This window comes from Corynebacterium sp., assembly GCF_030532325.1.
Lineage (GTDB): Bacteria > Actinomycetota > Actinomycetes > Mycobacteriales > Mycobacteriaceae > Corynebacterium.
This window is the reverse complement of record NZ_JAUNLS010000004.1, coordinates 60,189-85,788: the sequence shown is the minus strand read 5'-3', so window position 1 is coordinate 85,788 and position 25,600 is coordinate 60,189. Positions and strand designations below refer to the sequence as shown.

The window sequence follows — 25,600 nt, the reverse complement described above, 5'->3', positions numbered from 1 at the left end:
GAGCGGATGACGAGACTCGAACTCGCGACCCTCACCTTGGCAAGGTGATGCGCTACCAACTGCGCTACATCCGCATCACTAGGAACGAACTCAGTGTTGCGTCCTTGTGCGAGAAGAAACATTATCCTGCCCCGGCCCAGATTCCAAATCCGCAGCCCAGCGACAGCTTTCACAGCGCGCCACCCGCCCAGTGGGGCGTCACTGAGTTACACCGATGTCGTTTGAGGGTTGCGGTTTGCACGCGTATGCACGCCCGCTTGGCGACGTCCCCATCAAAGAACCCCACCTTCCCACGTTTTTGGCCCGTGGCCTTGGCGATTATGACTATCGCAACCTGACAGTGTAGGTTAATTCGTGTTCCGAGGTTCTATAGCTCAGTGGGAGAGCGTTCCGTTCACACCGGAAAGGTCGCTGGTTCAATCCCAGCTAGGACCACAAGTCAAGGGCTCGTCGCATTCCGCGGCGAGCCCTTTCGCCGTTCCAACGCCCCCGTTCCACCCGAGTTTCAGGCCCCAGCCGCGCGTGTCTTTAACCGCCCATCTTTTGACACCCCGCCCCCACTTTGCTGAGGTGTCACCATGCTTCTTCTCGGAATCCTCGCCGGGCTGGTGCTGCCCGTGCAGACCGTGGTCAACACGCGCTTGAGGGCATCCACCGGCACTCCCCTGTCTGCGTCCATGGTCTCCTTTAGCGTCGGCACCCTGTGTCTGAGCATCGCCGTGGCCATCAGCCTGCTCCGGGGAGGCGAGTTCGGGATCGGCGCCGCCACCAACGAGCCCGCGTGGATTTGGCTGGGTGGCGCCCTGGGCGTCGTCGCACTCACCGGCAACATCCTGCTTTTTCCGCATCTCGGCGGCGTGCAGACGGTGGTCATGCCCATCGCGGGGCAGATCGTCATGGGCCTTGTCATCGATCACTTTGGGCTTTTCTCTTCCCCGCAGTCCCCGCTCAATCTTCTCCGCCTCATCGGAGCAATTGTGGTCTTCGTCGGCGTCATCCTCGTGGTGGGCACTCCCCGCGACATGCTGGACAAACTCCTGCCCTGGCGCGTGGCTGGCTTCATCTTTGGTTGTTTCACCGCGGCGCAATCGGCCGTCAACGGGCACCTGGGCGACGTCGCCGATTCAGCGCTCAGCGCGGCCCTCGTCTCCTTCCTCGTGGGCGCGTCCACGCTACTTCTGGCCAACCTCGCGCTGCGCTGGCGCCCCCGGGTGGCGGTGCCCGCCGGCGAGAGCCGCAACCCCTGGTGGATGTGGACCGGCGGTGTGCTGGGCGCGGTCTTCGTCGCCGCTAACGCCGCGTTGGTGCCAGCCATCGGCACGGGCTTGACCGTTGTGGCCGGCCTGCTGGGCATGATGATGGGTTCCCTGGCCGTCGACCGCCTGCGCGGGCTGACCATTCGCGGCGGGCAGGTGGCGGGCATCCTCGTTATCCTGGCGGGAGTCATCGTCATCAGGTTCCTGGGATAGCACTGCCCCTCTAGCGATCACACCGCTAGCAATCACACTGCCCCGCTAGCGACCACGCAGCCAGGCATCACCGGGAAGCAAAAGAGAAAGGACACCCACTGTGAGCACCTCAGCTGGCGAGGAGCTACTCGCCACCCTGCTCGGCCCCGATACCCCGGGGGTGCGCCTCATCGCGGTGAGCTCGCTGCACGGCTCGGCCACCGTGGATGGCACCTCCGAGGTCATGGGCAACGCCACCGACGCCGCACTTTTCGGTGCCCTCCGGGCCTGGGCCGAGGTAGCCGTCGTCGGCAGCGCCACGGTGGAGGCCGAGGGCTATTTCGCGCCCGCGCCAGGCCACGCGCGGCTGGCCGTGCTGAGCTCCTCGCTGAGTTTTGATCCGGGAACCGATTTCTTCAGCGCCCACCCGCTCGTGCTCTGCCCGGACTCCAGGGTGGATAGCCCGGAGGCACGCGCCATGGAAGATCGCGGCGCGGAGGTGAGGGGCGTCGGCAAGGGCAGCGTCCCCGAGGTCATTGAGGCGCTGCGCGGGGCCGGCTATCGCCGTATTTCTTGCGAGGGCGGGCCGAGCGTCTATTCGGCGTTCATTGCCGCTGGCGCGGTGGATACGTTCTACCTCACCCTGGATCCGCACCTGGCCGCGGCCGTGGAGCACCCGGTTGTGGGCGCGGCCGACCAGGATTCCGCGGAGATACCGGAGTCGCTGCAGATGACCCTGGAGAACGTTACCGCCGTGGGCAGCACGGTGTTTCTGCGCTACGCGCGCACCCCGGCCCCGTAGACTCATCGCCGTGACTCAGACCAAGCACTCCCTCGTTCTTCGCAGCGCTGCCTGGCCGGCCGCCGTCATCCTAGTGTTCCACCGGGTTGCCGTGTTGGCCCTCAACGGCACCATCACCGATGACTTCAGCACCGTCTACCACGCGCTGCGTCGCTTCATCGAGGGAGGGCAGGTCTACGAGCAGGCCTACGACTCCGTCGATCCGCTCTACCTCTACACTCCGGGCGCGACGCTGGCGCTCTCCCCCATCGGGCTGCTTCCTTTCGAGGTCGCGCGCACGCTCTTCATCGTCTTCGACGCCGCAGCCATCATCGCCGCGCTCGCCCTGCTCACCAGGCTGTGCGGCCACAGCCTGCGCGGCACGCTCTTCCCCACCAGCATCGCGCTGGCTTTCGCCACGGAGTCGGTGACCAACACCCTGGCCTTTACCAACATCAACGGCTTCCTCCTAGTAGCCATGGCGGGCTTTCTGTACTGGTTACAGTCCCGCCCGTGGGCCTCGGGCCTGTGCATCGGGCTGGCGATCCTTATTAAGCCGCAGTTCGCCCCGCTGTTGTTCTTGCCGCTGATCAAGCGCTCGTGGCTTAACATCGCCGTGGGCGTGGGCCTTCCGGTTGCGGTCAACCTCGTGGCCTGGGCCGTGGCGCCGGGCGCGCGGGGCTACGCGGAGAAGCTGCTGCCCTATCTGTCCACCACCCGCGACTTCGCCAACGCCTCCTGGGACGGCGCCCGCGCCTACTTCGGGATGCCGGGCGCGCTCTACTACCCGGTGTGGATCCTCTTTGCGCTGCTGGCTGCCTTCGCCATCCTGGGACTGGTGCGCTGGCACGAGAGCGAGCCGGTGTTCTGGGCGTTGAGCACCAGCGGCGTCATCATGGCCGGCATCTTCTTCCTCTCCTCGCTGGGCCAGCAGTACTACTCCATGTGGCTGTTTCCCATGATGTTCACCGTCGTGTGCTCGCGCTCGATTTTCCATACCTGGGGCGCATGGCTGGCCGCATTTTTATTCTTGGCTCCCCTGGAGTGGACTTCCGTGCATATGCCCACCGCCGCACACTGGATGAGCGTGTTCACGACCACGATTGGCTGGGGCCTGCTGCTCGTGGTGAGCGCGGCCAGCGTGGCCGGCTGGTGGGCCGCTAGCCCGCGCAAAGCCCAGGGCGCTACACTTCCGGCATGACTGATTTCAAGCTCATTGCCGATACCGAGTGGCGCAAGCGCTTAAGCCCTGAGGAGTTCCACGTCCTGCGCGAGGCCGGCACGGAAGCCCCGCACACCGGCGAGTACACCAACACCACCACCGAGGGCGTGTACTCCTGTAAGGCCTGCGGCGCGGAGCTCTTCCGCTCGGCGGAGAAGTTCGAGTCTCACTGCGGCTGGCCTTCCTTCTTCTCCCCGCTGGCAGGCGATACCGTCATCGAGCGCGAGGATAACTCCCTGGGCATGAGCCGCACCGAGGTGCTGTGCGCCAATTGCCATTCCCACCTGGGCCACGTCTTCGCCGGCGAGGGCTACGATACGCCGACTGACCTGCGCTACTGCATCAATTCCATCTGCCTGAACCTAGAGGAAAAGCCCCTCGACGAGTAGACGTCGAGAGGCTGAGCCTAGAAAAGGTTGAGGAGGCCTAGGGCAGGACCTCAATCAGCTCGGCCACATCGGCCACACGGCGGCCGGTGTGGAAGGGGATCTCCTCGCGCACGTAGTGGCGGGCCTCGGTGTAGCGCATGAGGTACATCAGGTCCACGATGCGGTGCAGCTCCGGTGCCTCGAAGGCGAGGATCCACTCGTAGTCACCCAGCGCAAAGGCCGGCACGGTGTTAGCGCGCACGTCGGGGTAATCGCGGGCCTGCATGCCGTGCTCCGCCAGGATGCGGCGGCGCTTCTGCTCATCCATGGTGTACCAGTCGTAGGAACGCACGAAGGGGTAGACCGCAATCCAATCCCCCGGCTCCTCACCCATGATGAAGGAGGGCAGGTGGGACTTGTTGAACTCGGCCGGGCGGTGCAGGGCGTTGCCCACCCAGGTCACCTCGGAGACCTGGCCCAGGGTGGTCTCGCGGCGGAAGTCAGCAAAGGCCTTCTGGATGTCCTCAAACTGCTCGCCGTGCCACCAGATCATGAAGTCCGCGGAATCGCGCATCCCGGACAGATCATAAATGCCGCGCACCGTGAGCTTTCCCTCGGAGGCGAGACGCTCGAAGAACGCCCGCGCCTGCGCGATGATCTCCTCGCGCTCAGTACCCAGTGCACCCGGGATCACCTTGAACACCGCGTGCTGCGAGTATTGCTGCTTAGCGTTGAGCTCCGAGAAATTAACCTTGGACATGCATCTCTCCTTCTAGAGACCGAGCAATAGTTCGTATCCATCTTAAGTTGTAGACCCGCCAAAGTGTCAACAGACCGGCGCGCCTTCCACCTCTTCCGGTGCCAAACTTATAGTTTGATCGTCGTGAGCAATTCCGACGTATCTTCGCGCGAGCAGGCAAGCACCCCCGTGAGCTTGCACGATAGCGCCGCCCAGGCCGCCCCGGAGCACGCTTCCATCCCCGCTGAGTTCAGCGCCGCGGTGGAGTCGATGCACGCAGCAACCCTGCGCCCCGAGATCACTCTGGGCACGATTCGCCCGCCCCAGCGGCTGGCTCCCTATAGCCACGCCGTTGGCCTCGAAGTGGGCGATACGGACGCAGACGCTGCCATGGTTCCCACCGACGCCGAAGGCGACGCCTTCGGCCGCCTCATCCTCCTGCACGATCCGGGTGCCGAGGAAGCCTGGGAGGGCGCGATGCGCCTGGTGGCCTACATCCAGGCGGACATGGACGACGCCGTAGCCGGCGATCCGATGCTTCCCGACGTCGCCTGGGAGTGGCTCAACGAGGCCCTCGCCGAGCGCTGCGCCACCCACACCAACCTTGGCGGCACGGTGACCTCCACCGCGTCGGTCCGCTACGGCGAGATCGGCGGCCCGCCGCGCGCCTACCAGATCGAGATGCGCGCCTCGTGGACTGCCGAATCCCTGGATCTCTCCTCTCACGTCGAGGCCTTTGCGCAGGTGCTCGCCAACGTCGCCGGCTTGCCGCCGGAGGGCGTCACCGCGCTGGGAACCTCCTAGCGGGTGCCTGCGATGACGGAATTGCGCCGGGTGCCCACGGGCGGCACTCCTCGGGTCTTGTCCTCCCCTGCTGAGTTTTCTCGCGCCGCTGCGGCACTGCAGGCGGGGACAGGACCCTTTGCCATTGATACGGAGCGTGCCTCCTCGTATCGCTACGATGATCGCGCCTTCCTGGTGCAGATTCGCCGCCAGGGTGCGGGCACCTACCTCCTCGCGCCCGAGCATCACCGCCGTGAGCTGGGTGCCGCTCTGGCCCCGGTGCTCGGCGGCCAGGAGTGGGTCATGCACGCCGCCCCCTCGGATCTCCCCTGCCTGGGCTGGCTGGGGCTGTACCCCGGCAGCGTCTTCGACACCGAGCTCGCCGCGCGCTTCGCCGGCTTCGATCATCCCAACCTGGCCGCGGTGATCCTGGAGCTTTTCGACGTCGAACTGGAGAAGGGCTACGGGGACGCCGACTGGTCCGAGGTGCCCCTTCCCCACCAGTGGCGCAACTACGCGGCCCTCGACGTTGAGCTGCTCAACGAGGCCGCCGAGGCCCTGCGGGACATCCTCGCCGAGGAGGAGAAGCTGGAGTGGTTCTACCAGGAATGCGCGGCCATACAGGAGCGCTTTGCCGACGTTTCCGAACCCGCCCCGCGCAGCTGGCGCGAGCACAAGGGCATCGGCTCCCTGCGCTCGCCGCGCCAGCGCGCCGTGGCGCGTGCTCTGTGGCAGCGCCGCGAGGAGATTGCCCGGGCCCAGGACGTGGCGCCCGGGCGCATTTTGCCCAACCGCACGCTGACCGAGATCGCACGCACGCTGCCCGATTCGCACTACGCGCTCAACAAGGTCACCGGGTTTCCGCGCCGCCGAGCGGGAGCCACGGTGCTGTGGATGGACGTCGTCGAGCAGGGCATGAACGCCACCCCGCCCGCGATGGAACGCACCCGCAACCCCGTGCCCTCCAAGAGCGTGTGGACGCGCGAGCACCCCGAGCTGTGGGCCGACTACCAGGACTTGCGCGCGGACTTTGAGGACCTCGCGGAGGAGCTGCACATGGGCCCCGACCTGGTGATCAAGCCCGCGCTTCTACGCGCAACCGTGTGGGCCTGGGGCGGGGAAAGCGGCGAGCTGGCCGGCACCGTGCGCTCGGCTGCCGACGTCTCCCCCTTCCTACGTTCCCAGGGCGCGCGGCCCTGGCAGTGCGACGTCGGCGCCCCGATCATCATCGCCGGGCTGGGCCTGCGGTAAAGGGGCTTTAGGCGACCGGATTAGGCCTCGCGGCTTTCCACCCAGGTGCTCACCGACTCCGCGATGCCCTCCGGGGTTAGACCCATCTCCTCGAGAAGCTCCCCGCGGCTGGCGTGGGAGGGGAAGTAATTGGGCACGCCGAGGCGGTGGACCGGGGTATCCACGTCGGCGGCATCGAGGGCCTCGGCCACCATCGAACCAATGCCGCCGCGCAGGATGCCGTCCTCCACGGTCACCACGAGATCGTGGTCAGCGGCCAGAGCCACGATGGACTGCGGCACCGGCACCGGCCAGCGCGGATCCACCACCGTGACGTTGAATCCCTGCTTCTCCAGGATGGCCGCGGCGTTCATGGTGCGGGTGCTCATCGCGCCGACGGCGACCATGAGGACGTCGGTGGAGTCCTCGCCCTGCTCGTCGCTGTAGCGCAGGATATCGACGCCGTCATCAAACCGGTCCACGGCCTCCATGTCATCGAGCAGGTTACCCTTGGGGAACCGCACCACGGTGGGGCCGTCCTCGACGGCGATGGCCTCGTTAAAGAGCTCGCGCAGGCGGGCGCCATCGCGCGGGGCGGCAATGCGCATGCCCGGGATGATGCTCATCAGGGCCATGTCCCACACACCGTTGTGCGAGGGGCCGTCAGAGCCAGTGATGCCCGCGCGGTCCAGCACGATAGTCACCGGCAGGCCGAGCAGCGCGACGTCCATGATGGTCTGATCCACCGCGCGGTTAAGGAAGGTGGAGTAAATGGCCACCACTGGGTGCAGGCCCGCCAGCGCCAGGCCGGACGCAGAGGTCAAGGCGTGCTGCTCGGCGATGCCCACGTCAAAGAAGCGCTCCGGGAACTGCTCCTGGATGGGGGCCAGCCCCGTCGGCCCGGCCATCGCGGCGGTGATTGCCACGATGTCATCGCGCTGGGATGCGGCCTTGACCAGCTCCTCGGAAAAGGCGGCGGTCCACCCCGGCTGCTTCTGGCCCTTGGGCACGCCGGTGACCGGATCGATGGCGCCGGTGGAGTGCATCTGGTCCTTCGGCTCGTTGACGGCCGGGGCAAAGCCGTGGCCCTTCTCCGTGACCGTGTGGACGATGATAGGGCCTTCGTAGTCGCGGGCATAGGTCAGCGCGCGCACGAGTGCCTCGATGTCGTGGCCGTTGATGGGCCCGATGTACTTAATGCCCAGCTCGGGGAACATCTCCGTGGGCATCACGGTGGACTTCACGCCCTCCTTGACGGCGTGTAGGGCATCGAAGGTGCGCTCGCCCACCCAGCCCATGGACTTCAGCCGCTTCTTGCCCTGCGCCATGAGCTCGTCATAGCCGTGCTGGGCGCGGATGCGGCCCAGGTTCTCTGAGAGCCCGCCGATGGTCGGCGAATAAGAACGCCCGTTATCGTTGACGATGATGACGGCGTTGCGGGACTCATCGGCAGAAAGATTATTCAGCGCCTCCCAGCACATGCCGCCGGTCAGGGCTCCATCGCCGACGACTGCCACGGCGTTGCGGTGCCCCTCGCCGCGGATCTTGAAGGCCTTGGAGAGGCCATCAATGGTGGACAAGGCCGCAGACGCGTGGGAGGATTCCGTCCAATCATGTGGGGACTCGGAGCGGTCCGTGTACCCGGAAAGCCCGTCCTTCTGGCGCAGGGTGTCAAAGAGCTTGGTGCGCCCGGTGAGCATCTTGTGCACGTAGGACTGATGCGAGGTATCAAAGACAATCGGGTCTTGTGGGGAGTTGAAAACCCGGTGAATGGCTACCGTCAGCTCCACTACGCCGAGGTTGGGCCCCAGGTGGCCGCCGGTAACGGAGACCTTATCGATGAGACGCTGACGGATATCCGCGGCAAGCTCGGTGAGCTGCTCTTTGCTCAACGCTTTGACATCGCGTGGGGACTCGATGGAATCAAGAATGCTCATAGAGCTGCCTTCAACCCCTTCATCTATCGTTTCTGTTCTTTCCTACCGTACCCGCAACATTCCGCGGGACCGCAATCGTTCGTCGTCCAAAGAAGTACTGCGACCACAGTGCCCCACCTCAGCAGGAAGAGTGAGTGGAGTGTGAGTCTGGTACCAGCAAAGCCAAAGTTTCAAAGTGATGCGTTCCGGGGAAGGCGTTGACCACCACGAGTTTGTCCAGGCCATAGCCCCACTCCCGCCAGTAGTAGACGTCCCGGGCAAACGTCGCGGGATCGCAGCCCACGTGCATCACGCGGGCCGGCTGCGCCTGGGCGATGGCCTTGATGACCTCCGCGCCAGCGCCGGTGCGCGGCGGATCGAGGATCACCGCGGCGGGGGCCGGAAGCGTGGAGGCGACGTCCTCCACCTTGGCGCTGTGGAAGGTGACGTCAATGCCCTCCAGGCCCGGCTGCGAGGCCGAGGCGGCCGGGGAAAAGTCCACCGAATGCACCGCGGTATGCCCCGTGGTGGCCTCGGCGAGGACCGGAACAAACAGGCCCACACCGCCGTAGAGATCCCAGGCCACGCCGTCGCCCTCGGCTGTGCCGGCCAGCCAGCTGCGCGCGATGTCGGTGTAGGCCTCCGGCGCTGCGCTGTGCGCCTGCCAGAAGGCCAGCGGGGGGAAGGAGAACTCGTGCCCGTCGGCGCGCTGCACCACCTTCGGGGTGGGGGCCTCGATGACCTCCTTGACGTTTTCGGTGCGACGCCCGCGCGGGGCCTTGCGGGATTCCACGACGTGGCGGTTGCCGTCGCTATCGAGCACCGCGATGACCTCCGCGCCCGGGCTGAAGCGGCGCGCGCCCGGGCCCACGAGCCCGTCAACCAGGCCGGGGACCAGCTGGCTGCAGGCCATCTGCGTGACCACATCGTGCGACTGGCGCTTGCGGGTGCCGGCACGACCCTCTGCATCCACACCTAGGCGCACGCGGGTGCGCCAGCCGCGGTGCGGGGGCAGCTCGCGCTGCGCAATCTCCGGGATGCTCTCTAGCTTGGCGATGCGACGGAGCTGATCCCTCAAGACCTCAGCCTTGATATCCAGCTCGGCGGCCGGGTCGAGCTCAGCGAAGTCGCAGCATCCGGCACCAGCCTCGGCGGCCGCGCACTGGGAGGGCACGCGCAGGTCGCCCGCGCTGATGACCTCCAGTAGATCAGCCTCAATGAAGGACTTCTTGACCTTCCGCGCGCTCACCCGCAGCTCATCGCCCGGAAAACCACCGGCAACAAAGCACACACGCCCATCCGGGGCGGTGCCAATGCCCACCCCGCCGTGGCCCATGCGCTCGATGTGCAGCTCAAACTCCGCGCCACGCTCCAGGGCGCCGCGCTCGTCGGTCTTAGTCATCGGAGGCTACCTCTTCCCTCTCTGCTGATTCTGTATTTTCTGCGCTGTCTTTGTCTTGCCGTTCTTCCTTCTCATCCCGCATCGCTGCATTCGCGCGGCGCACCATCCACACGGTGAGCAAGGTGACCAGACCGGTCAGCGGCCAGCCCATGACGATGCGCACAATGCCCAGGGCGGTGGTGGCATCGGCGTCGTAAATAGCGCGCTGGATAACAAACCGGGCCAAGAAAACCACCGCCCAGCCGGCGGTGGCCACGGCATAGGCTCGGCGCGCTGGCACCAGCTCGCGCCAGGACATGTCCTCGCCGTTGATACCCTTCCACACCACGCCGACGATGGGCCAGCGCACCAGGATGGATATGAAGGCGACGATGAAAAACAGCAGCGACATCCAGATGCCGTAGAGGAAGTAGCCCTTCGCTGAGCCGGTGTACCACGCAATGCCCGCGCAGATGGCCACGCCCAGCAAGCCGGAGATGGCTGGCTGCAGGGTATCCCGGCGGGCCAGACGCCACACAAAAATCAGAGCGGCCATGCCCAGCGCCGCCGCCAAGGCCGGGCCCAAACCCCAGAAGTTGTTCACGGGGATGAGCACCACGATGGGCAGGGTTGCAGACACCAGCCCAGTCAGCCCGCCCATCTGCTCCAGCAGCGTGGGTTCTGCTTCCTCGGCTTCGTCCTGCACGGCATTTACCGGCTCAGTGTGGGGTGAGGTCATTAAAACTCTTTTCTACTTTTCGGACTCAATATCGCGCAGCTGCTGCGCGGCCTGGCCTTCCGGGGTGTCGGCCGCGGGCGCGGCCTCGGGGCTCTTCGCCGCGGCGGCCTGGGCCTGCTGCTGCCGCTTCTCCATGGCTTCCTGGACCTGCTGGGCCAGCACGCCCGGCAGGGTCACCGGCAGAGGGCTACCGGCCAGGATGGGATCGGAGCCGCGGTAGACAAACGTGCGCGCCACCACCTCGCGGCCCACCTCAGCCAACTGCTCGGCGCTGGCCAGCGGGGCCGCCAGGGTCAGGCGGTACATCCAGCGCGGCCCGTCGACGCCGATCATGCGAATCTCGCCATCGCCATTGCCGCCGACGATCTCCGTGCCCCACGGGCCCTGCTCCGTGCGCGCCTCGAATCCGTCACGGCGCAGGCCCTCAATAATATCGCGGGCGGAGTCAGCCCACTGCCCCGGCGTTCGCGGTGCGGCGAAGGCCACGGGGGTCATGCGGCCGTGCTCGGTGAGGATGTGGAGCATCCGCGGGCCTGCCTGGCCCATCTCCACTTGCACCTGAGAACCCTTGGGCAGCGCAATGCGCAGGGAACCCAGGTCCAGCACACCAGAGGCGAAGTCCGAAAAGTTGAACTGCTCGATGTCCACGGAGTCGCCGTCGAAGGGGCCCATGTCCCCGTTGATGGCGTCGTGTTCGACCACCTGGAACTCGCCAGACTCAGCCGCATTGGCTGAGTCGGCCGAATTGGCCGAACTGGCCGCAGTGTTCTTTGGGGCGTCGTCTAGCGCCGCGTCACCGTGCTCGGCCCCACCGGGCTCAACCTGCTGCGCTGCGGGCTGCTCGGAGTCCGTCTGCTTATCTTTCTTGGAAAATGGCCACAGTGCCATGGTGTCACCTCGCTGTGTGTTGCTTGTCTGCGTCTTTACTGCGTCGTGTCTGTTTCTCTGGCCTCAGGTCTCCGGCCCCAGGTTCTGGTCTGGCGTGTTACTAGTTCACACCCGTGGAGCCGTACCCGCCGGCACCGCGCACGGTGTCATCCAGCTCATCGACTTCCTCAAAGTCCACCAGCTCCACGCGCTGGACCACTAGCTGGGCAATGCGCATCCCCCGCTCCACGGCAAAGGGCTCGCGCGGATCGTGGTTAATAAGGCAGACCTTGATCTCGCCGCGGTAATCGGCGTCGATGGTTCCCGGGGTGTTGACCACGGAAATGCCGTGCTTGGCGCCCAGCCCAGAGCGCGGATGGATAAGGCCCACGGTGCCCAGTGGCAAGGCGATGGCGATGCCCGTTCCCACCAGGGCGCGCTCGCCGGGCTGCAGGGTCACTGACTCAGCGGCGTAGAGATCAGCACCCGCGTCACCGCGATGAGCCCGCTTGGGCAGCGGAAGCTGAGGGTCAAGGCGCTTGAGTTTCACAGGGCCCACGGTGCTCAGCCCCGGATTGTGCTCGGAATTCATCATTGAGTCATTCACCCGGCCAAGCCTACCTTGTGGGCAGCGAGGAAAAGCCCAAGCATGCCGGTTAGACGCCGAGATTGGAGCCAGGCCCAAAGCGCAGACTAGACTCAATGGCCATGAGCTCCAGCCCACGTTCCGCAAGCAGTAAAGACGCCGCCGCAAACACCGCGCAGGCACCGCAGGTTATTTACAGTGAGCGCCAGTGGGTGCCGTGGTACTGGTGGCTAATGGCGGCCTTTGTCATCGGTATTTTCACCGCCACGGTGAGCCTAAACCGCGGCATCGCCTGGGTGATTGGCCCCGTGGTCATCTTGTCCATCATTGCAATCTGGATGCTGCTGTCGTGGTCCAACACGGTGGTCAAGGTGGAGCAGGACGCGGACGGAACCCGCTGGCTCATGGTGAAAAACGCCCAGCTGCCGCACGATGTCGTTGCTCGCAGCACCACCGTACCTGCCAGTGCCCGCCGCAACGCGCTGGGCCCACAGCTGGATCCCGCCGCGTTCCTGGTGACCCACGGCTGGGTGCCGGAGCACGTGATGCTGGTGCTCGATGACCCGGAGGATCCCACGCCTTACTGGCTCATCGGCTCAAAGAATCCGCAGCAGCTTCTCGATGCCTTCCTCGGCGGAAGCTCCCAGCAGAGCGCCTAGGCACTTGGACAGAGCGGGTATTTAGGCGCAGTCGAGGCAGACCTTCTGGCCGTCCTCCTCGTGGGAGAAACGCTTGTTGGACTGCACCAGGAAGCACACGGAGCAGGTGAACTCGTCGTCCTTGCGCGGGATCACGGTGACGTTGAGCTCCTCACCGGTGAGATCCACTGATGGTGGCTCGAAAGACTCGACAATCTCTCCGTCATCGTCCATGCCGTTGTTATCGGTTTCAGCAGCCTTGAGACCTTCCAGAGAATCAGTCTCAAGCTCGTCTTCTACGCGGCGACGCGGTGCGTCATAATCGGTGGCCATAATGCTTTCCCCTAGCTGTCACATTGATGGGAATGTCTATTTATCGACGGCATACTAAACCACATTCCGCCACATGTCATAGTCATCTCAGATCGGGGGCACTATTTCCCCTACCCCCGCGGCGCTTTAACCCCCGGAGAATGCCGCACTACCTGCACCTATAGCGCCCCTAGATCACCAAAGAGGTCCGCGTCACGTTTGACCTGAAGCAGGGGGATCCGGCCCGCGAACGCTCGCTCTGCTTGCCGGGTGCACTTATGTTTAGACTGTCCCTATGACTTTGGAACTTTCAGGCCATTCCTTCGGCATCGACGTCGGCGGCTCCGGAATCAAGGGCGCTGAGGTGGATCTCGCCACGGGAGAGTTCGTCGACGATCGCCTCAAGATCCAGACCCCACAGCCTGCCACTCCGGAGGCAGTCGCTGAGGTTGTCGCGCGCATCGTCAAGGAGAAGGGCTGGGAGGGCCCCGTCGGCATCACCATGCCCTCGGTGGTCTCGGGGCAGATCATCCGCAGCGCGGCCAACATTGACCACAGCTGGATTGGCATCGACGCCCAGGAGCTCTTCGGCTCCTTCCTGGATCAGCCTTTTACCGTGCTCAACGACGCCGACGCCGCCGGCCTAGCCGAGGTCGCCTACGGCGACGAGGTCGCACGCCAGGGCTCGGTCATCTTCCTCACGCTCGGCACGGGCATTGGTTCCGCATTTCTTCTCGACGGCCACCTCTTCCCCAACACCGAGCTGGGCCACCTCATGGTCGACGGCGTCGAGGCAGAGCACCAGGCTTCTTCGGCCGTGAAGGAGCGCGAGGGCCTGAAGTACAAGAAGTGGGCAGCGCGCCTCGACCGCGTACTCAGCGAGTACGACATGCTTTTCAACCCGCAGGCCTTCGTCATCGGCGGCGGCATTTCCCGCAAGTTTGACAAGTGGGGCCCCATGCTCAACATCGACACCTTGGTCACCCCGGCTCGCCTGCGTAACCGGGCGGGAATCGTCGGTGCGGCCATGGCGGCGGTACAAGGAATCCGGCCCTAGCCGGAGCTCTTTACATCCTTAGCGCGGCCTAATCAACCCCCTATTACGGAAAATGATCTATACTGGGCCGTCGATCATCAGTTGAAAACTGGCGGCGCGCCTCTCCTGCGCAGGAGCGAGGCGGGCTAGCATGTGGTGACTGCGAGGAGAACGCAGGTGACCGCAGTTTTCACCTCAAGAGCAAGTCGAAAGGGCGTACGTGGCAGCCACTGATTCTTCAGACCAGGTACTCGGAGAGGGCGTAGACGCCGCCGAGGCATCTGCACCTGCAAAGAAGACCGCCAAAAAGACAGCGAAGAAAACCGCTAAAAAGACGGCTAAGAAAACCACCAAGAAGGCTGTCAAGAAGACCGCGAAGAAGACTGTTCGCAAGTCCGCGGCCAAGAAGGCGACCTCCCCGGAGGAGAATTCGCAGCTCGAGTCCGAGGAGCTCGAGGACGAGACCACGGAGGACCTCGACAACGAGGACGTGGACTTCGATCCAGATGCTGACGAGATGGATGACGACGACGAGTTTGCCTCCGACGAGGACTCCTTGGATGAGGAGGACGAGGACGAGGATGACGGCTCCTCCGTCTGGGACGAGGAAGAGTCCGCTGCCCTGCGCCAGGCGCGCAAGGACGCACAGCTGACAGCCTCGGCGGACTCCGTCCGCGCTTACCTCAAGCAGATCGGCAAGGTGGCGCTGCTCAACGCCGAGCAGGAGGTCTCCCTGGCCAAGCGCATTGAGGCCGGCCTCTACGCGCAGTACCGCATGGATGAGATGGAAAAGGCCCGCGCCGAGGGCGACAAGGCCGCCAAGCTCTCCCCCATGGAAAAGCGCGATCTGCGCGCCATTGCCCGCGACGGCCGCAAGGCCAAGAACCACCTGCTGGAGGCCAACCTCCGCCTGGTGGTCTCCCTGGCCAAGCGCTACACCGGCCGCGGCATGGCCTTCCTGGACCTGATCCAGGAGGGCAACCTGGGCCTTATCCGCGCCGTCGAGAAGTTCGACTACACCAAGGGCTACAAGTTCTCCACCTACGCCACGTGGTGGATCCGCCAGGCCATCACCCGCGCTATGGCAGACCAGGCCCGCACCATCCGCATTCCGGTGCACATGGTGGAGGTCATCAACAAGCTCGGCCGCATTCAGCGTGAGCTGCTGCAGGATCTGGGCCGCGAGCCCACCCCGCTGGAGCTGGCCAAGGAAATGGATATCACCGAGGAAAAGGTGCTGGAGATCCAGCAGTACGCTCGTGAGCCCATCTCCCTGGATCAGACCATCGGTGACGAGGGCGACTCTCAGCTCGGTGACTTCATCGAGGACTCCGAGGCCGTCATTGCTGTCGACGCCGTCTCCTTCACCCTGCTGCAGGATCAGCTGCAGGACGTGCTCACCACGCTCTCCGAACGCGAGGCCGGTGTGGTGCGCCTGCGCTTCGGCCTAACCGACGGCATGCCGCGCACTTTAGACGAAATCGGCCAGGTCTACGGCGTGACCCGCGAGCGCATCCGCCAGATTGAATCCAAGACCATGTCCAAGCTGCGCCACCCCTCGCGCTCGCAGGTGCTGCGCGACTACCTGGACTAGGTCACTGCCCCGGCAGGACGAGGCCAGCGTTCTGCCTGGCGTGAGCGCCGAGTGTCACAACGGTAAATAGCGCCCCCGAATTTCTCCATCGGGGGCGCTATTTACCGTTGTGGTCGTTTTCTTAGGCCTCATCGCCTCAACGCCTCAGCGCCGGCCCGCGGGTGAAGGGCCGCCGTCTACCGGAAACCAGTGGCCATCATGAGGGCCATGATGAGGGGAGTCCCGGATATCGCCCAGAGGATGCCCAGCACGATGGAGATGACAGAGATAGTGGTGCGCTTGTGCTCCGGACGGAGATTAACGCCCACGATGAACGCCACGAATGCCAGCGCCACGGCAGCGGTGCCGCTGACCATGCACAGGATGCTCACCAGGAATCCTGCCGCGCTGTTGATCAGTGTCAGCCCGATGGTAAGCAATGGCGGGATGACCGCCATGCCCAGGGCCGCCAGCGCCCATGCGTTCGGCTTCGAATACTGGGGCTGAGCGGAAGGGAACGGGGGCTGGGGCTGGGACATGGCGTCTTACCACTTTCGCAGGTATTCGATGCGGTCACGGAGTTGTTGAGCATCGCACAACGCGGTGGGCGGTCCGCCGCACGCCTTGCGAGCCTCCGTGTGGATAGCGCCGTGCGGGCGCCCGGTGCGCTGCGCGGTGATGGAGACCACCGTATTCAATTCTTTGCGCAGAGACGAGATTTCATCCACCACGCCGCCCTCAGCGGAGCTCTGCGCGTGCTCCTCGTGCTTCTTCGGCGCGTACTGCATGCCGTAAAGCTTGCGACGCTGTTCCTCGGCGGCCTCCGCTGCGCGGCGGGCCTTCTCTTCGGCCTCACGGCGGTCCATCTCCTCGGACTGCTTCTTGCGCAGCAGGTCCTTGACCTGCTCGGCGTCGAGAAGCCCCGGAATGCCCAGAAAGTCCTCTTCTTCCTCGGTGATGTTGGCGGTGTTGAACTGCGAGCCGTTGAAGAGCAGCCCGGAGAATTCGGCCTCCGCGCCGAGGGCCTCGTAGGAGGGCTCGAGCATGTCTGGCTCGGACTTCTTGGCGTTGGCCTCCGCGAGGGCTTCGTCGTCCCATCCCTCCTTCATAGGATCCTTATCGGCCCCTAGCACGTGGTCGCGCTGCTTTTCCATGTTCTCCGCCAGCCCCAGCAGCACCGGCACGGAGGGTAGGAAGACGGAGGCGGTCTCGCCCGGCATGCGCGAGCGCACGAAGCGGCCGATGGCCTGAGCAAAGAACAGCGGGGTCGAGGCCGAGGTGGCATACACACCCACCGCCAGGCGTGGAACGTCCACTCCCTCGGAGACCATGCGCACGGCCACCATCCACTCGTCGGTGCTGTTGGAGAACTCCTCGATGCGTTCGGAGGAACCCGGATCGTCGGAGAGAATAACGGAGACGGGGGTACTAGAGATGCGTTTGAGGATCTTCGCGTAGGCGCGCGCGGTCTGCGTATCGGTGGCCAGGACTAGGCCGCCGGCGTCGGGCATGTTGCGGCGCATCTGCAGCAGGCGGGTGTGTGCGGCCTGCAGCACGGTGGGGATCCACTCGCCCTTCGGGTCGAGCGCGGTACGCCAGGCGCGGGCGGTCTGCTCTGGGTTGAGGATATCGCCTAGGCGTGCGCTGTGTTCCTCGCCGGCGCTATCGCGCCAGCGGGATTCGCCGGAGTAGGAGAGGAAGACGACGGGGCGAACGACGCCATCGGCAAGCGCATCGCCGTAGCCGTAGGTGTGATCGGAGCGCGAGACGAGGTGGCCCTCGCCGTCCTGCTCGTAGCGCACGAAGGGAATCTGCGAGTCATCGGAGCGGAAGGGCGTACCGGTCAGCGCGAGGCGGTGTTCGACGTCATCATAGGCCTCCTTGACGCCATCGCCCCAGCTTTTGGCATCGCCGGCGTGGTGGATCTCGTCGAGGATCACCAGGGTGCGCCGGGCCGAGGCCACCGCGCGGTGCTTGAAGGGGTGCATGCCCACCTGGGCGTAGGTGACCACGATGCCGTCCATGGCCGGGTTCACGCCCGAGGAGTTGGTGAACTTGGGATCCAGTGCCAGGCCCACCCGGGCGGCGGCCTGCGACCACTGCACCTTGAGGTGCTCAGTGGGCACCACCACGATGACGCGCTCGACGGTGCGGTCTTCCATCAGCTCGGTGGCCACGCGCAGCGCGAAGGTGGTCTTTCCCGCGCCCGGGGTTGCCACCGCCATGAAGTCCTGCGGCTTGGTGGCCAAGAACTTATCTAGCGCTGCGCGCTGCCACACACGAAGTTTGCCGTTGTTGGCAAATCTCTTTGCTGTTGTCACAATCCCTTCTCTTCTTTGCCCACGCGCTCCCCCATGCGCGGGCATACTCGCTGTGCTCGGAAACCTGCGTGCCCCGGTTCCCGCCCAGATCGTTGCTCAAGGATCCTTTGAAAGCGCGGCCTGCGCCCGCCCCGGGGTGTCGGGCTGGCGTGGCCGCGCGGTGTGTGCTGCCGGTTCAGCGGCAGCACCCGGTCTTCGCTACTTGCGGCGAAGCCCCTTGTAGACGCGCTCGCAGTCCGGGCACACCGGGGAGCCCGGCTTGGCCTGCTTGGTCACCGGGAAGGTCTCGCCGCACAGGGCGACGACGTACTTGCCGTTGACCGCGGAGTCTAGGATTTGGTCCTTCTTGACGTAGTGGAAGAACTTAGGGGTGTCGTCGTTGGTCGACGTATCCTCACGGATATCGGGGCGCTCGATAGTTTTAGTCGTCGTACTCACCCCAACCATAATGCCGTATCGGTGTCGAAGTTCGCGAGTCGCCCGGCTACCCTAGTGGTCATGCATCCACAGAACTCGCGCGATGGTTCCGACCACACCCCTGTTTCGGGGCGGCGCCACGGCTTCAAGTTCCGGCGCGAGGCCCATCTCATCACCGACGCCCAAGTCGGCCCCGGCCAGGACCGCGAGCGCCGCGAGGTGATCTACGGGATCTTGCAGTTTATCCGTATCCCCTCCCTCATCATCGCGGGCGTGGCCATCTACTACTGGCAGGCCTGGTTGATCGCCGCGATTGTCGTCGGCGTGACCTTCCCGCTGCCGTGGATCGCGGTGATGATTGGCAACGGCCGCGGCCAGCCCAAGGACAAGCGCGAGAAGGCCATTTATAAGCCCGCGATTGCCCGGCAGATGGCCCAGGCCCAGCGCGAGGAGCTCACGCAACCCACCAGAAGGCAGCTGGGAGCCGGGGATTCAAATTCCGCGAGTGCCCCGCACCAGGATTACGAAACCATTGACCACGAGGACACCCCTCCTGCCGGCCACGACCCCACCGCAGACGCCGGCGAGGACAGCACACGAGACGAAGGACGGCCCCATGAGCAGTGACTTTTCCTTTGGCCCTGAGATGAACCCGGAGTTCGCCATCGCGGACATCGCCGCTGAGCTCGCTGAGTTCTTCACGCGCGCCGGCTTTAGCGCCGATGGCATCGCGGGCCATTTGGGGCCTGATGCCGCCGATGCTTGGCACCGCGGCGAGCCCGCCGCCGTGGTCTTGGGCACCCGCGGCGAAGGCGAGATGGATAAGCTCATCCGCCTGTTCATCCTCCACGAGCCGGTGCCCGCCACGGAGCTTTCCGACGTCCTCGGGGCGCGCCTGGCCACCAAGCTCATCGATGCCGGCGTGGCCCAGCACAACTCCCACGGCAGGGTCCACATTGCCTACGACATCCTGCCGCACGTTATCGTCGGCACCAACCGCCTGGTGTTTTCAGACGTGGACGCCTCCCTGGTGGATCACGTCCCCGGCCCCGAGCACGTCCTCGGCGTGGGCGCGGCGAGCCTCTCACTGTTGCAGTCCACCCCCACCACCCCGGTGGATAGCGTGCTGGACCTGGGCACGGGCTCGGGCGTGCAGCTGCTGGGGCAGCTCGACAGCGCGAACTCGATTACCGCCACCGACGTCCACCCGCGCGCGCTGGAGCTAGCGCGGGCCACGGTGGCCGCCGCGGGAGCACAGGACAAGGTGGAGCTGCGCCAGGGTTCCTGGTTTGAGCCGGTGGAGGGCCAGCGCTTTGACCGCATTGTGGCCAACCCGCCCTTCGTGGTGGGCCTGCCGGAGGTCGGCCACGTCTACCGCGATTCCGGGCTCAACCTGGATGGCGCGAGCGAGCTGGTGGTCTCCCAGGCGGTGGAGCACCTCAACCCGGGCGGCACCGCACACCTGCTGGCGGCCTGGGTGCACCAGGGCGATATTCCCTGGCAGCAGCGGGTGGCCTCCTGGCTGCCGCCGACGGGCGTGAGCGCCTGGGTAATTCAGCGCGATGTGGCCGATCCCGCGCTCTACGTCTCCACCTGGCTCAAGGACGAGTCCATCGACGTGCGCAGCCCCGAGGGCCGCGAGCGCTCCCGGCTGTGGCTGGAGCACTTCGAGGACAACGACGTCACCGGAATCGGCTTCGGCTTCGTCGCCGTGCAGCGCATCGGGGATGACGAGCCTTCCGATGTGCTTGCTGAGGAGATGCCGCAGCACTTCACCGATCCCCTGGGCCCCGAGGTGGAGGAGTACTTCGCTCGCACCCAGTGGCTGCGCAACCTCGTTCCCGGCGAGCTGGAGGCCACGCGCTTCCAGGTGCGCCCGGGCCTGGCACGCGAGGATGTCAGCCTGCCCAACGCGGAGCTGGGCATGGGCTTTGAGCGCGCCGCCCTGCGCCTGACCCGCACGGATGGGCCGCGCTGGCAGCACGACGTGGACGAGCACCTCAGCGCGATCGTGGCAGGCCTCAACCCCCAGGGCTTGACCTTGGGCGAGACCATCGAGCTCTACGCCGCGGCCCAGGGATTCGACGAAAACGCCCTCGTTGAGGCAGCCCTGCCGGCCGTCGTGGATCTCATCCGCCACGGCATGCTGCTGCCCGCCGAGCTGGTGGCCTTTAGCACCAGCAGCTAGAAACCCTCGTCCCCACACGCAGACCCCAGCACTGACACGCAGAAAGGAACCTTCCCATGCGCGCCGTTCTCACCCGAGTATCCCAAGCCTCCGTCACCGTCGACGGTGAGGTCGTGGGCAGCATCGACTGCCCGGACACCGGCGGCATTCTTGCCCTGGTGGGGGTCTCGCGCGAGGACGTCGCTGAGGAGGCCGAGCTCAACGCCCGCATGGACACCATGGCGCGCAAGATCGCGGAGCTGCGCATCCTCGAGGGCGAGACCTCCGTGGTGGACGCCGGCGCTCCTGTCCTCGTGGTTAGCCAGTTCACCCTCTACGGGCGCACCGCCAAAGGCCGCCGCCCCTCGTGGTCAGACGCAGCGCCGGGCGAGCAGGCCCAGCCGGTCATTGCGGGCGTCGTCAAGCGCCTGCGCAAGCGCGGCATCAGCGTGGAAGAGGGCCGCTTCGGCGCAATGATGCGCGTGGCCTCCGTCAACGAGGGCCCCTTTACCGTCCTGGTAGAGGCCTAGGCCATAAATCTCAGTGCCGCTGCCAAGCCACGTCGAAACGGGAAAACGCGCAGGTGAGAAAAAGTTTTTTCAGCGCGGGAACTTTTTCTCAGCCCCCGCCGTTGTACGGGGTGAAACAGGCAGCAATCTAGGAGGCAAGAGATGACCGCTTCATCCGCCAGCAACGCTTCTAACTCTGATACCTTCGCCGACGATCAGGATGTTGACCGCGGCTCGCGCCGCAATCAAACGAATGACAATCCTTCCGCTGATCTCGTGCGTGTCTATCTCAACGGCATCGGCAAGACGGCCTTGCTCAGCGCCGAGGATGAGGTGGAACTCGCACAGCGCATCGAGGTCGGCCTCTACGCAGAGTACAAGCTGAATAACGCGGAGAAGCTCACCCGCGCTGAGAAGCGCGACCTCAAGATCCTGGCCCGCGAGGGCAAGAAGGCCCGCTCCCACCTGCTGGAGGCCAACCTCCGCCTGGTTGTCTCGCTGGCCAAGCGCTACACCGGCCGCGGCATGCCGCTGCTGGATCTCATCCAGGAGGGCAACCTCGGCCTCATCCGCGCCATGGAGAAGTTCGATTATGCCAAGGGCTTCAAGTTCTCCACCTACGCCACCTGGTGGATCCGCCAGGCCATCACCCGCGGCATGGCGGATCAGTCCCGCACCATCCGCCTACCCGTCCACCTGGTGGAGCAGGTCAACAAGCTCTCCCGCATCAAGCGTGAGATGTACCAGTCCCTGGGCCGCGAGGCCACTAACGAGGAGCTGGCGGAGGAGTCCGGCATCGAGGAGTCCAAGATCGAGATGCTGCTGCGTCAGTCTCGCGATCCCGTCTCCCTGGACATGCCGGTGGGCACCGATGAGGAGGCCCCGCTGGGTGACTTTATCGAGGACGCCGAGGCCACCGATGCCGAAACCGCCGTCGTTGCCTCCATGCGCCACTCGGATATCCGCTCCGTGATTGCCACTCTGGAACAGCGCGAGCAGGACGTCATCCGCCTGCGCTACGGCCTCGATGACGGCGTGCCACGCACCCTCGACCAGATTGGCCGCAAGTTCGGCCTGTCTCGCGAGCGCGTGCGCCAGATCGAGCGCGAAGTCATGGCCAAGCTGCGCGACGGCAACCGTGCTGACCGCCTGCGCGAGTACGCACTCTAGCGCGCACGCTTTCAAACACCACTACACTTGCCCGACCCTAGGGGAGAAAGACTCTCCTGGGGTCGCTGGCGTTCGCACCACCTAGCACCCGCCCGGCAGCCCGGACTAAGCTCGAACTGAGTGCCGAAGCTGTAGGCTATTGTTTAAGTTATTCTTTGAATCCATCGCTATTACAGCGCCTGCGCTTATATAGGTGTTCAAGGCACCGGCGCCGCCGCCACGATGCAGAAAGGCCAATGACGTGAGAGACCTGGTCGATACCACGGAAATGTATCTGCGCACCATCTACGAGCTCGAGGAAGAGGGCATTACTCCCCTGCGCGCGCGCATCGCCGAGCGCCTGGAGCAATCGGGCCCGACGGTCTCCCAGACCGTCGCCCGCATGGAGCGCGATGGATTACTGCACGTGCGTACTGACCGCAGCCTGGATCTCACCGCGCAGGGCCGCGAGCTGGCTACCAGCGTAATGCGCAAGCACCGTCTGGCGGAGCGCCTGCTCACCGACGTCCTCGGGCTGGACATCCACCAGGTCCACGATGAGGCCTGCCGCTGGGAGCACGTTATGAGCGAGGATGTGGAAAGGCGCGTCGTCGCCGTCGTGGAGGATCCCACCCGCTCCCCCTTTGGCAACCCGATTCCGGGCTTGAGCCAGTTGGGAGTCAAGCACAAGGAGATCGACTTAGGCACCCGCGCTATCGACCTGCCGCACGGCGAAGAAACTCACGCGGTCATCGTTCAGCTCAATGAGATCCTGCAGGTGGACTCGCAGACCTTCCGCGAGATGCACGACGCAGGCCTCGTGGTGGGCAGCCCGGTGACCGTGGTCAACAACAATGGTTCCATCACATTAACAACTGAGAACGGCGCGAGCGTTGAGCTCATCGACGAGCTCGCCCACGCTGTTCGCGTGGAGGTGAAGTAAATGAAGCTTCTGGTAACCGGAGGCGCAGGATACGTCGGCAGCGTGTGTGCCGCAGTGCTCATTGAGCAGGGCCACAACGTCACCGTCATTGATAGCTTCTCTACCGGCAACCGCTACGCCGTGCCCGAGGGCGCACGTTTGGTGGAGGGTGATGTCGCGGAGGTCGTCGGGGACGTCCTGGCTGAGGGCGGCTTCGAGGGAGTCGTGCACTTTGCGGCCCGCTCCCTGGTGGGCGAGTCCGTGGAGATTCCCGCGGAGTACTGGCAGCACAACGTGGTCACCACGCTCACGCTGCTCAACGCCATGCGGGCCAACGGCGTGAAGAACTTGGTGTTCTCCTCCACCGCGGCCACCTACGGTGAGCCGAAGACGGTTCCGATCACCGAGGACATGCCCACCCAGCCCACTAACCCCTATGGCGCCTCCAAGCTGGCCATCGACTACATGATCACCTCGTTTGCTAAGGCCTACGGCTTGGGCGCGACCTCCCTGCGCTACTTCAACGTGGCTGGCGCCTACGGCAGCATCGGCGAGAACCGCGAGATCGAGACTCACCTCATTCCCCTGGTGTTGCAGGTTGCGCTAGGCCACCGCGAGAAGATCTTCATCTTCGGCGATGATTACCCCACCCCGGACGGCACCGCGGTGCGCGATTACATCCACATCCGAGATCTTGCCGACGCCCACGTGCTCGCCCTGAACACCAACACCGAGGGCACGCACCGCATCTACAACCTGGGCAGCGGCGATGGCTACTCGGTCAAGCAGGTCATCGAGGCCTGCCGCAAGGTCACCGGCCACCCGATCCCCGCGGAGCTAGCGCCCCGGCGCGCCGGCGACCCGGCCACCCTGGTCGCTTCCTCCGAGAAGATCAAAGCCGAGCTGGGGTGGAACCCCACCCGCACGGATCTCGATACCATCGTCGAGGACGCCTGGGCATTTACCCGGCAGCTCGGCGATAAAGCTCATTCGGCTCACCGCTAGAGCAGCGCGAAGAAGTTCCTTCCACCGCGGCCTTGCGAGCGAGCTCGCCACCGGAGCGCACGATGGTGCGAATCTCCGCCCCGAGGCCCGCGTGATAGGCGCGCACGAGCAGGCTGGCGAGCCGGTGCTCTGGGAATTCCTCGGCGGCGGTGCGCAGGGCCGGCCCGGCAAAGATGTCCCAGTCGCTGTCCAGTTGCACCACGGCGAAGAGGCAGAGCGCATTGGCGCGTATGGTCCCGCCGAAGGTGCGCACGGCCGCCAGCAGCAGGCTCGCCCCCTGCTCCCCTGCTTCGACGAATTCCTCGATCACGAGGTCCCGCGTCCACGTCGTGGATAGCCACATGGCGCACTCGCTGAGCAGTTCCTCCTCAGCCAGCACCTCCCCGAGCTCGCCGCTGCGGGAAATCCACCACTGCACATCCGCTAGGAAGTCCTGTAGGATGCGTTCCTTGCGTTCTTGGGCGGTTTCTCTTGTGGTTTCCTCTGCTGATGCCCCGCCTGTAGTTGTTTTATGGGTTACTTCTTTGTCCGCGGCGTTGCGCAGGCGCGGGCGGGCCTCGTCCACCAGCGCGCGGAGGTCATGCGCCCGAGTGCGTGCGGCACGGGCGAGCGCCGCGGCTTCCTCGACGCTGACGTGTGGGTTGCGGCGCTCGAAGATGCTGAAGTGCTCGCTGCGGCTTAGGGAGGGCAAGACGTTGCGGTCCACGCAGCGCAGCATGGACGGCGCTGAGGTCAGCGCCGCCACCGTGCCGGATACCCAGTTCTTCATCGGGCCTTCGCCCTCGGGGCTGACCACGCCGTGCAGAAGCTGGTAGGGCTCGCCTTGGGCAATGCTTTCTGCCCACCAGGCGGCGTCCACCTCGAGGCCGTCAGTGTCTGCGTCGAGGCCGTAGAGCCACTCAGCAGTGCGCTCGAGGGCCGCGGTCAAGCCTTGCGTAATGACGAAGGCGAACACCCCCTCGGCGCAGTTGCGCAGGGCCTCTGCCATCATGGGTGGGACGGAGCCGTGGGCGTCTTTCAGGTCGATGCGCACCAGCGGGCCGATGGCTGTACCACGCGGGGTGGCATCCAGGGCCATGAAGACCACGGATTCGGTGGGATAAAAGCCAAGGATTCCGGGGATATTGGCCAGCAGGTGGCCGGGGGTCGAAATGGGCGGGGTGGACTGTGTCTCGCTCGAAGGCGCTGTGTGTTTGCTCATGGCTCTAAGCTTCAGCCAGCCACGCAAGGCCCGGCTAGGGTCAATTCTTCCTCCGCGCCCAATCTGTGGATAACTTCGCCCGCGGTAGGCACACAGCCCGAGTTATCCACAGGTGGGCGCCGTGGCAGGTAGCTAACGGCCCTGAGATCCGGCATACTTGATAAACCACTAAACCAGTAGGCGCCGGAATATTGTGCCGCGGCATAGCGTTGTGGCCAATAACACCGGCGGGGAGGCCACCCAGCAGTGCTGAGAGTGCTAGACCGCCTGCTTTGAGGTACCACTGCGTG

26 protein-coding genes and 2 tRNA genes are annotated in these 25,600 nt (G+C 65.1%); 16 read left to right on the top strand and 12 right to left on the bottom strand.

The window, feature by feature from the left end; genetic code table 11:
* Nucleotide 1 precedes the first annotated feature (1 nt).
* A tRNA-Gly gene (locus Q4E25_RS03675) sits at nt 2-74 on the bottom strand.
* A gap of 289 nt (nt 75-363) precedes the next feature.
* Here Q4E25_RS03675 and Q4E25_RS03670 point away from each other — a divergent pair.
* From Q4E25_RS03670 to msrB, 5 genes are all read left to right on the top strand, one after another.
* Nucleotides 364-435, top strand: a tRNA-Val gene (locus Q4E25_RS03670).
* Nucleotides 436-578: 143 nt separating this feature from the next.
* Nucleotides 579-1,469 (top strand): DMT family transporter, encoded by an 891-nt coding sequence (locus Q4E25_RS03665; protein WP_303154170.1) that lies wholly within the window; start codon nt 579-581, stop codon nt 1,467-1,469.
* A gap of 100 nt (nt 1,470-1,569) precedes the next feature.
* Nucleotides 1,570-2,250 (top strand): dihydrofolate reductase family protein, encoded by a 681-nt coding sequence (locus Q4E25_RS03660; protein ID WP_303154168.1) that lies wholly within the window; start codon nt 1,570-1,572, stop codon nt 2,248-2,250.
* A gap of 10 nt (nt 2,251-2,260) precedes the next feature.
* Complete coding sequence (locus Q4E25_RS03655) at nt 2,261-3,430, top strand: glycosyltransferase family 87 protein (protein WP_303154165.1); 1,170 nt, start codon at nt 2,261-2,263, stop codon at nt 3,428-3,430.
* Complete coding sequence (gene msrB, locus Q4E25_RS03650) at nt 3,427-3,840, top strand: peptide-methionine (R)-S-oxide reductase MsrB (RefSeq protein WP_303154162.1); 414 nt, start codon at nt 3,427-3,429, stop codon at nt 3,838-3,840. Before Q4E25_RS03655 ends, msrB begins: the two co-directional genes overlap by 4 nt.
* 37 nt (nt 3,841-3,877) lie before the next feature.
* On the opposite strand, the gene hemQ is transcribed toward msrB, so the two are convergent.
* Complete coding sequence (gene hemQ / locus Q4E25_RS03645; protein WP_303154159.1) at nt 3,878-4,579, bottom strand: hydrogen peroxide-dependent heme synthase; 702 nt, start codon at nt 4,577-4,579, stop codon at nt 3,878-3,880.
* Nucleotides 4,580-4,747: 168 nt separating this feature from the next.
* On the opposite strand from hemQ, the gene Q4E25_RS03640 reads away from it, so the two are divergent.
* Both Q4E25_RS03640 and Q4E25_RS03635 read left to right on the top strand, forming a co-directional pair.
* Nucleotides 4,748-5,362 carry a DUF3000 domain-containing protein gene (locus Q4E25_RS03640; protein WP_303154363.1) on the top strand — a complete coding sequence of 205 codons (615 nt, stop codon included), beginning with the start codon at nt 4,748-4,750 and terminating at the stop codon, nt 5,360-5,362.
* A 57-nt stretch (nt 5,363-5,419) separates the two neighbouring features.
* Nucleotides 5,420-6,592 carry an HRDC domain-containing protein gene (locus Q4E25_RS03635; protein ID WP_303154156.1) on the top strand — a complete coding sequence of 391 codons (1,173 nt, stop codon included), beginning with the start codon at nt 5,420-5,422 and terminating at the stop codon, nt 6,590-6,592.
* 20 nt (nt 6,593-6,612) lie between these two features.
* On the opposite strand, the gene dxs is transcribed toward Q4E25_RS03635, so the two are convergent.
* From dxs to dut, 5 genes are all read right to left on the bottom strand, one after another.
* Nucleotides 6,613-8,508 carry a 1-deoxy-D-xylulose-5-phosphate synthase gene (gene dxs / locus Q4E25_RS03630; protein WP_303154154.1) on the bottom strand — a complete coding sequence of 632 codons (1,896 nt, stop codon included), beginning with the start codon at nt 8,506-8,508 and terminating at the stop codon, nt 6,613-6,615.
* A gap of 118 nt (nt 8,509-8,626) precedes the next feature.
* Complete coding sequence (locus Q4E25_RS03625) at nt 8,627-9,889, bottom strand: class I SAM-dependent RNA methyltransferase (protein WP_303154151.1); 1,263 nt, start codon at nt 9,887-9,889, stop codon at nt 8,627-8,629.
* On the bottom strand, nt 9,882-10,607 hold the full coding sequence (locus Q4E25_RS03620; protein WP_303154148.1) for a DUF3159 domain-containing protein: 726 nt from the start codon (nt 10,605-10,607) through the stop codon (nt 9,882-9,884). Before Q4E25_RS03620 ends, Q4E25_RS03625 begins: the two co-directional genes overlap by 8 nt.
* 12 nt (nt 10,608-10,619) lie before the next feature.
* Nucleotides 10,620-11,495: a DUF3710 domain-containing protein gene (locus Q4E25_RS03615; RefSeq protein ID WP_303154146.1), complete on the bottom strand. Its 876-nt coding sequence runs from the start codon at nt 11,493-11,495 to the stop codon at nt 10,620-10,622.
* Nucleotides 11,496-11,595: 100 nt separating this feature from the next.
* Nucleotides 11,596-12,066, bottom strand: a complete 471-nt coding sequence (gene dut / locus Q4E25_RS03610; protein ID WP_303154361.1) for a dUTP diphosphatase — start codon at nt 12,064-12,066, stop codon at nt 11,596-11,598.
* 116 nt (nt 12,067-12,182) lie between these two features.
* On the opposite strand from dut, the gene Q4E25_RS03605 reads away from it, so the two are divergent.
* Nucleotides 12,183-12,719 carry a DUF3093 domain-containing protein gene (locus Q4E25_RS03605; protein WP_303154144.1) on the top strand — a complete coding sequence of 179 codons (537 nt, stop codon included), beginning with the start codon at nt 12,183-12,185 and terminating at the stop codon, nt 12,717-12,719.
* Between the two features lie 21 nt (nt 12,720-12,740).
* Here the strand turns inward: Q4E25_RS03605 and Q4E25_RS03600 are convergent, their stop codons facing one another.
* A complete protein-coding gene (locus Q4E25_RS03600; RefSeq protein WP_303154141.1) occupies nt 12,741-13,031 on the bottom strand; it encodes a DUF4193 domain-containing protein in 291 nt (96 codons plus the stop codon).
* 274 nt (nt 13,032-13,305) lie between these two features.
* Between Q4E25_RS03600 and ppgK the strand changes: the two genes are divergently transcribed.
* Complete coding sequence (gene ppgK / locus Q4E25_RS03595; RefSeq protein WP_303154139.1) at nt 13,306-14,067, top strand: polyphosphate--glucose phosphotransferase; 762 nt, start codon at nt 13,306-13,308, stop codon at nt 14,065-14,067.
* Nucleotides 14,068-14,266: 199 nt separating this feature from the next.
* Nucleotides 14,267-15,640, top strand: a complete 1,374-nt coding sequence (locus Q4E25_RS03590; protein ID WP_303154137.1) for an RNA polymerase sigma factor — start codon at nt 14,267-14,269, stop codon at nt 15,638-15,640.
* 176 nt (nt 15,641-15,816) lie between these two features.
* On the opposite strand, the gene Q4E25_RS03585 is transcribed toward Q4E25_RS03590, so the two are convergent.
* From Q4E25_RS03585 to Q4E25_RS03575, 3 genes are all read right to left on the bottom strand, one after another.
* Nucleotides 15,817-16,158 carry a hypothetical protein gene (locus Q4E25_RS03585; RefSeq protein WP_303154136.1) on the bottom strand — a complete coding sequence of 114 codons (342 nt, stop codon included), beginning with the start codon at nt 16,156-16,158 and terminating at the stop codon, nt 15,817-15,819.
* Between the two features lie 6 nt (nt 16,159-16,164).
* Complete coding sequence (locus Q4E25_RS03580; protein WP_303154133.1) at nt 16,165-17,940, bottom strand: DEAD/DEAH box helicase; 1,776 nt, start codon at nt 17,938-17,940, stop codon at nt 16,165-16,167.
* Between the two features lie 198 nt (nt 17,941-18,138).
* Complete coding sequence (locus Q4E25_RS03575; RefSeq protein WP_303154131.1) at nt 18,139-18,387, bottom strand: DUF3039 domain-containing protein; 249 nt, start codon at nt 18,385-18,387, stop codon at nt 18,139-18,141.
* Between the two features lie 51 nt (nt 18,388-18,438).
* Between Q4E25_RS03575 and Q4E25_RS03570 the strand changes: the two genes are divergently transcribed.
* The 6 genes from Q4E25_RS03570 to galE all read left to right on the top strand — a co-directional run bounded on the left by Q4E25_RS03570 (nt 18,439) and on the right by galE (nt 24,109).
* Nucleotides 18,439-18,984 (top strand): DUF3099 domain-containing protein, encoded by a 546-nt coding sequence (locus Q4E25_RS03570; protein ID WP_303154128.1) that lies wholly within the window; start codon nt 18,439-18,441, stop codon nt 18,982-18,984.
* Nucleotides 18,974-20,545, top strand: a complete 1,572-nt coding sequence (locus Q4E25_RS03565) for a methyltransferase (protein WP_303154126.1) — start codon at nt 18,974-18,976, stop codon at nt 20,543-20,545. The genes Q4E25_RS03570 and Q4E25_RS03565 overlap by 11 nt, the downstream gene beginning before the upstream one ends.
* A gap of 56 nt (nt 20,546-20,601) precedes the next feature.
* Nucleotides 20,602-21,054 (top strand): D-aminoacyl-tRNA deacylase, encoded by a 453-nt coding sequence (dtd, locus tag Q4E25_RS03560; protein WP_303154123.1) that lies wholly within the window; start codon nt 20,602-20,604, stop codon nt 21,052-21,054.
* Nucleotides 21,055-21,195: 141 nt separating this feature from the next.
* Nucleotides 21,196-22,203: a sigma-70 family RNA polymerase sigma factor gene (locus Q4E25_RS03555; protein WP_303154120.1), complete on the top strand. Its 1,008-nt coding sequence runs from the start codon at nt 21,196-21,198 to the stop codon at nt 22,201-22,203.
* A 241-nt stretch (nt 22,204-22,444) separates the two neighbouring features.
* Nucleotides 22,445-23,125, top strand: a complete 681-nt coding sequence (locus Q4E25_RS03550) for a metal-dependent transcriptional regulator (RefSeq protein ID WP_303154117.1) — start codon at nt 22,445-22,447, stop codon at nt 23,123-23,125.
* Complete coding sequence (gene galE / locus Q4E25_RS03545) at nt 23,126-24,109, top strand: UDP-glucose 4-epimerase GalE (RefSeq protein ID WP_303154116.1); 984 nt, start codon at nt 23,126-23,128, stop codon at nt 24,107-24,109.
* On the opposite strand, the gene Q4E25_RS03540 is transcribed toward galE, so the two are convergent.
* Nucleotides 24,066-25,310 (bottom strand): DUF4192 domain-containing protein, encoded by a 1,245-nt coding sequence (locus tag Q4E25_RS03540; RefSeq protein WP_303154114.1) that lies wholly within the window; start codon nt 25,308-25,310, stop codon nt 24,066-24,068. The genes galE and Q4E25_RS03540 overlap by 44 nt on opposite strands.
* Nucleotides 25,311-25,600: the final 290 nt, after the last annotated feature.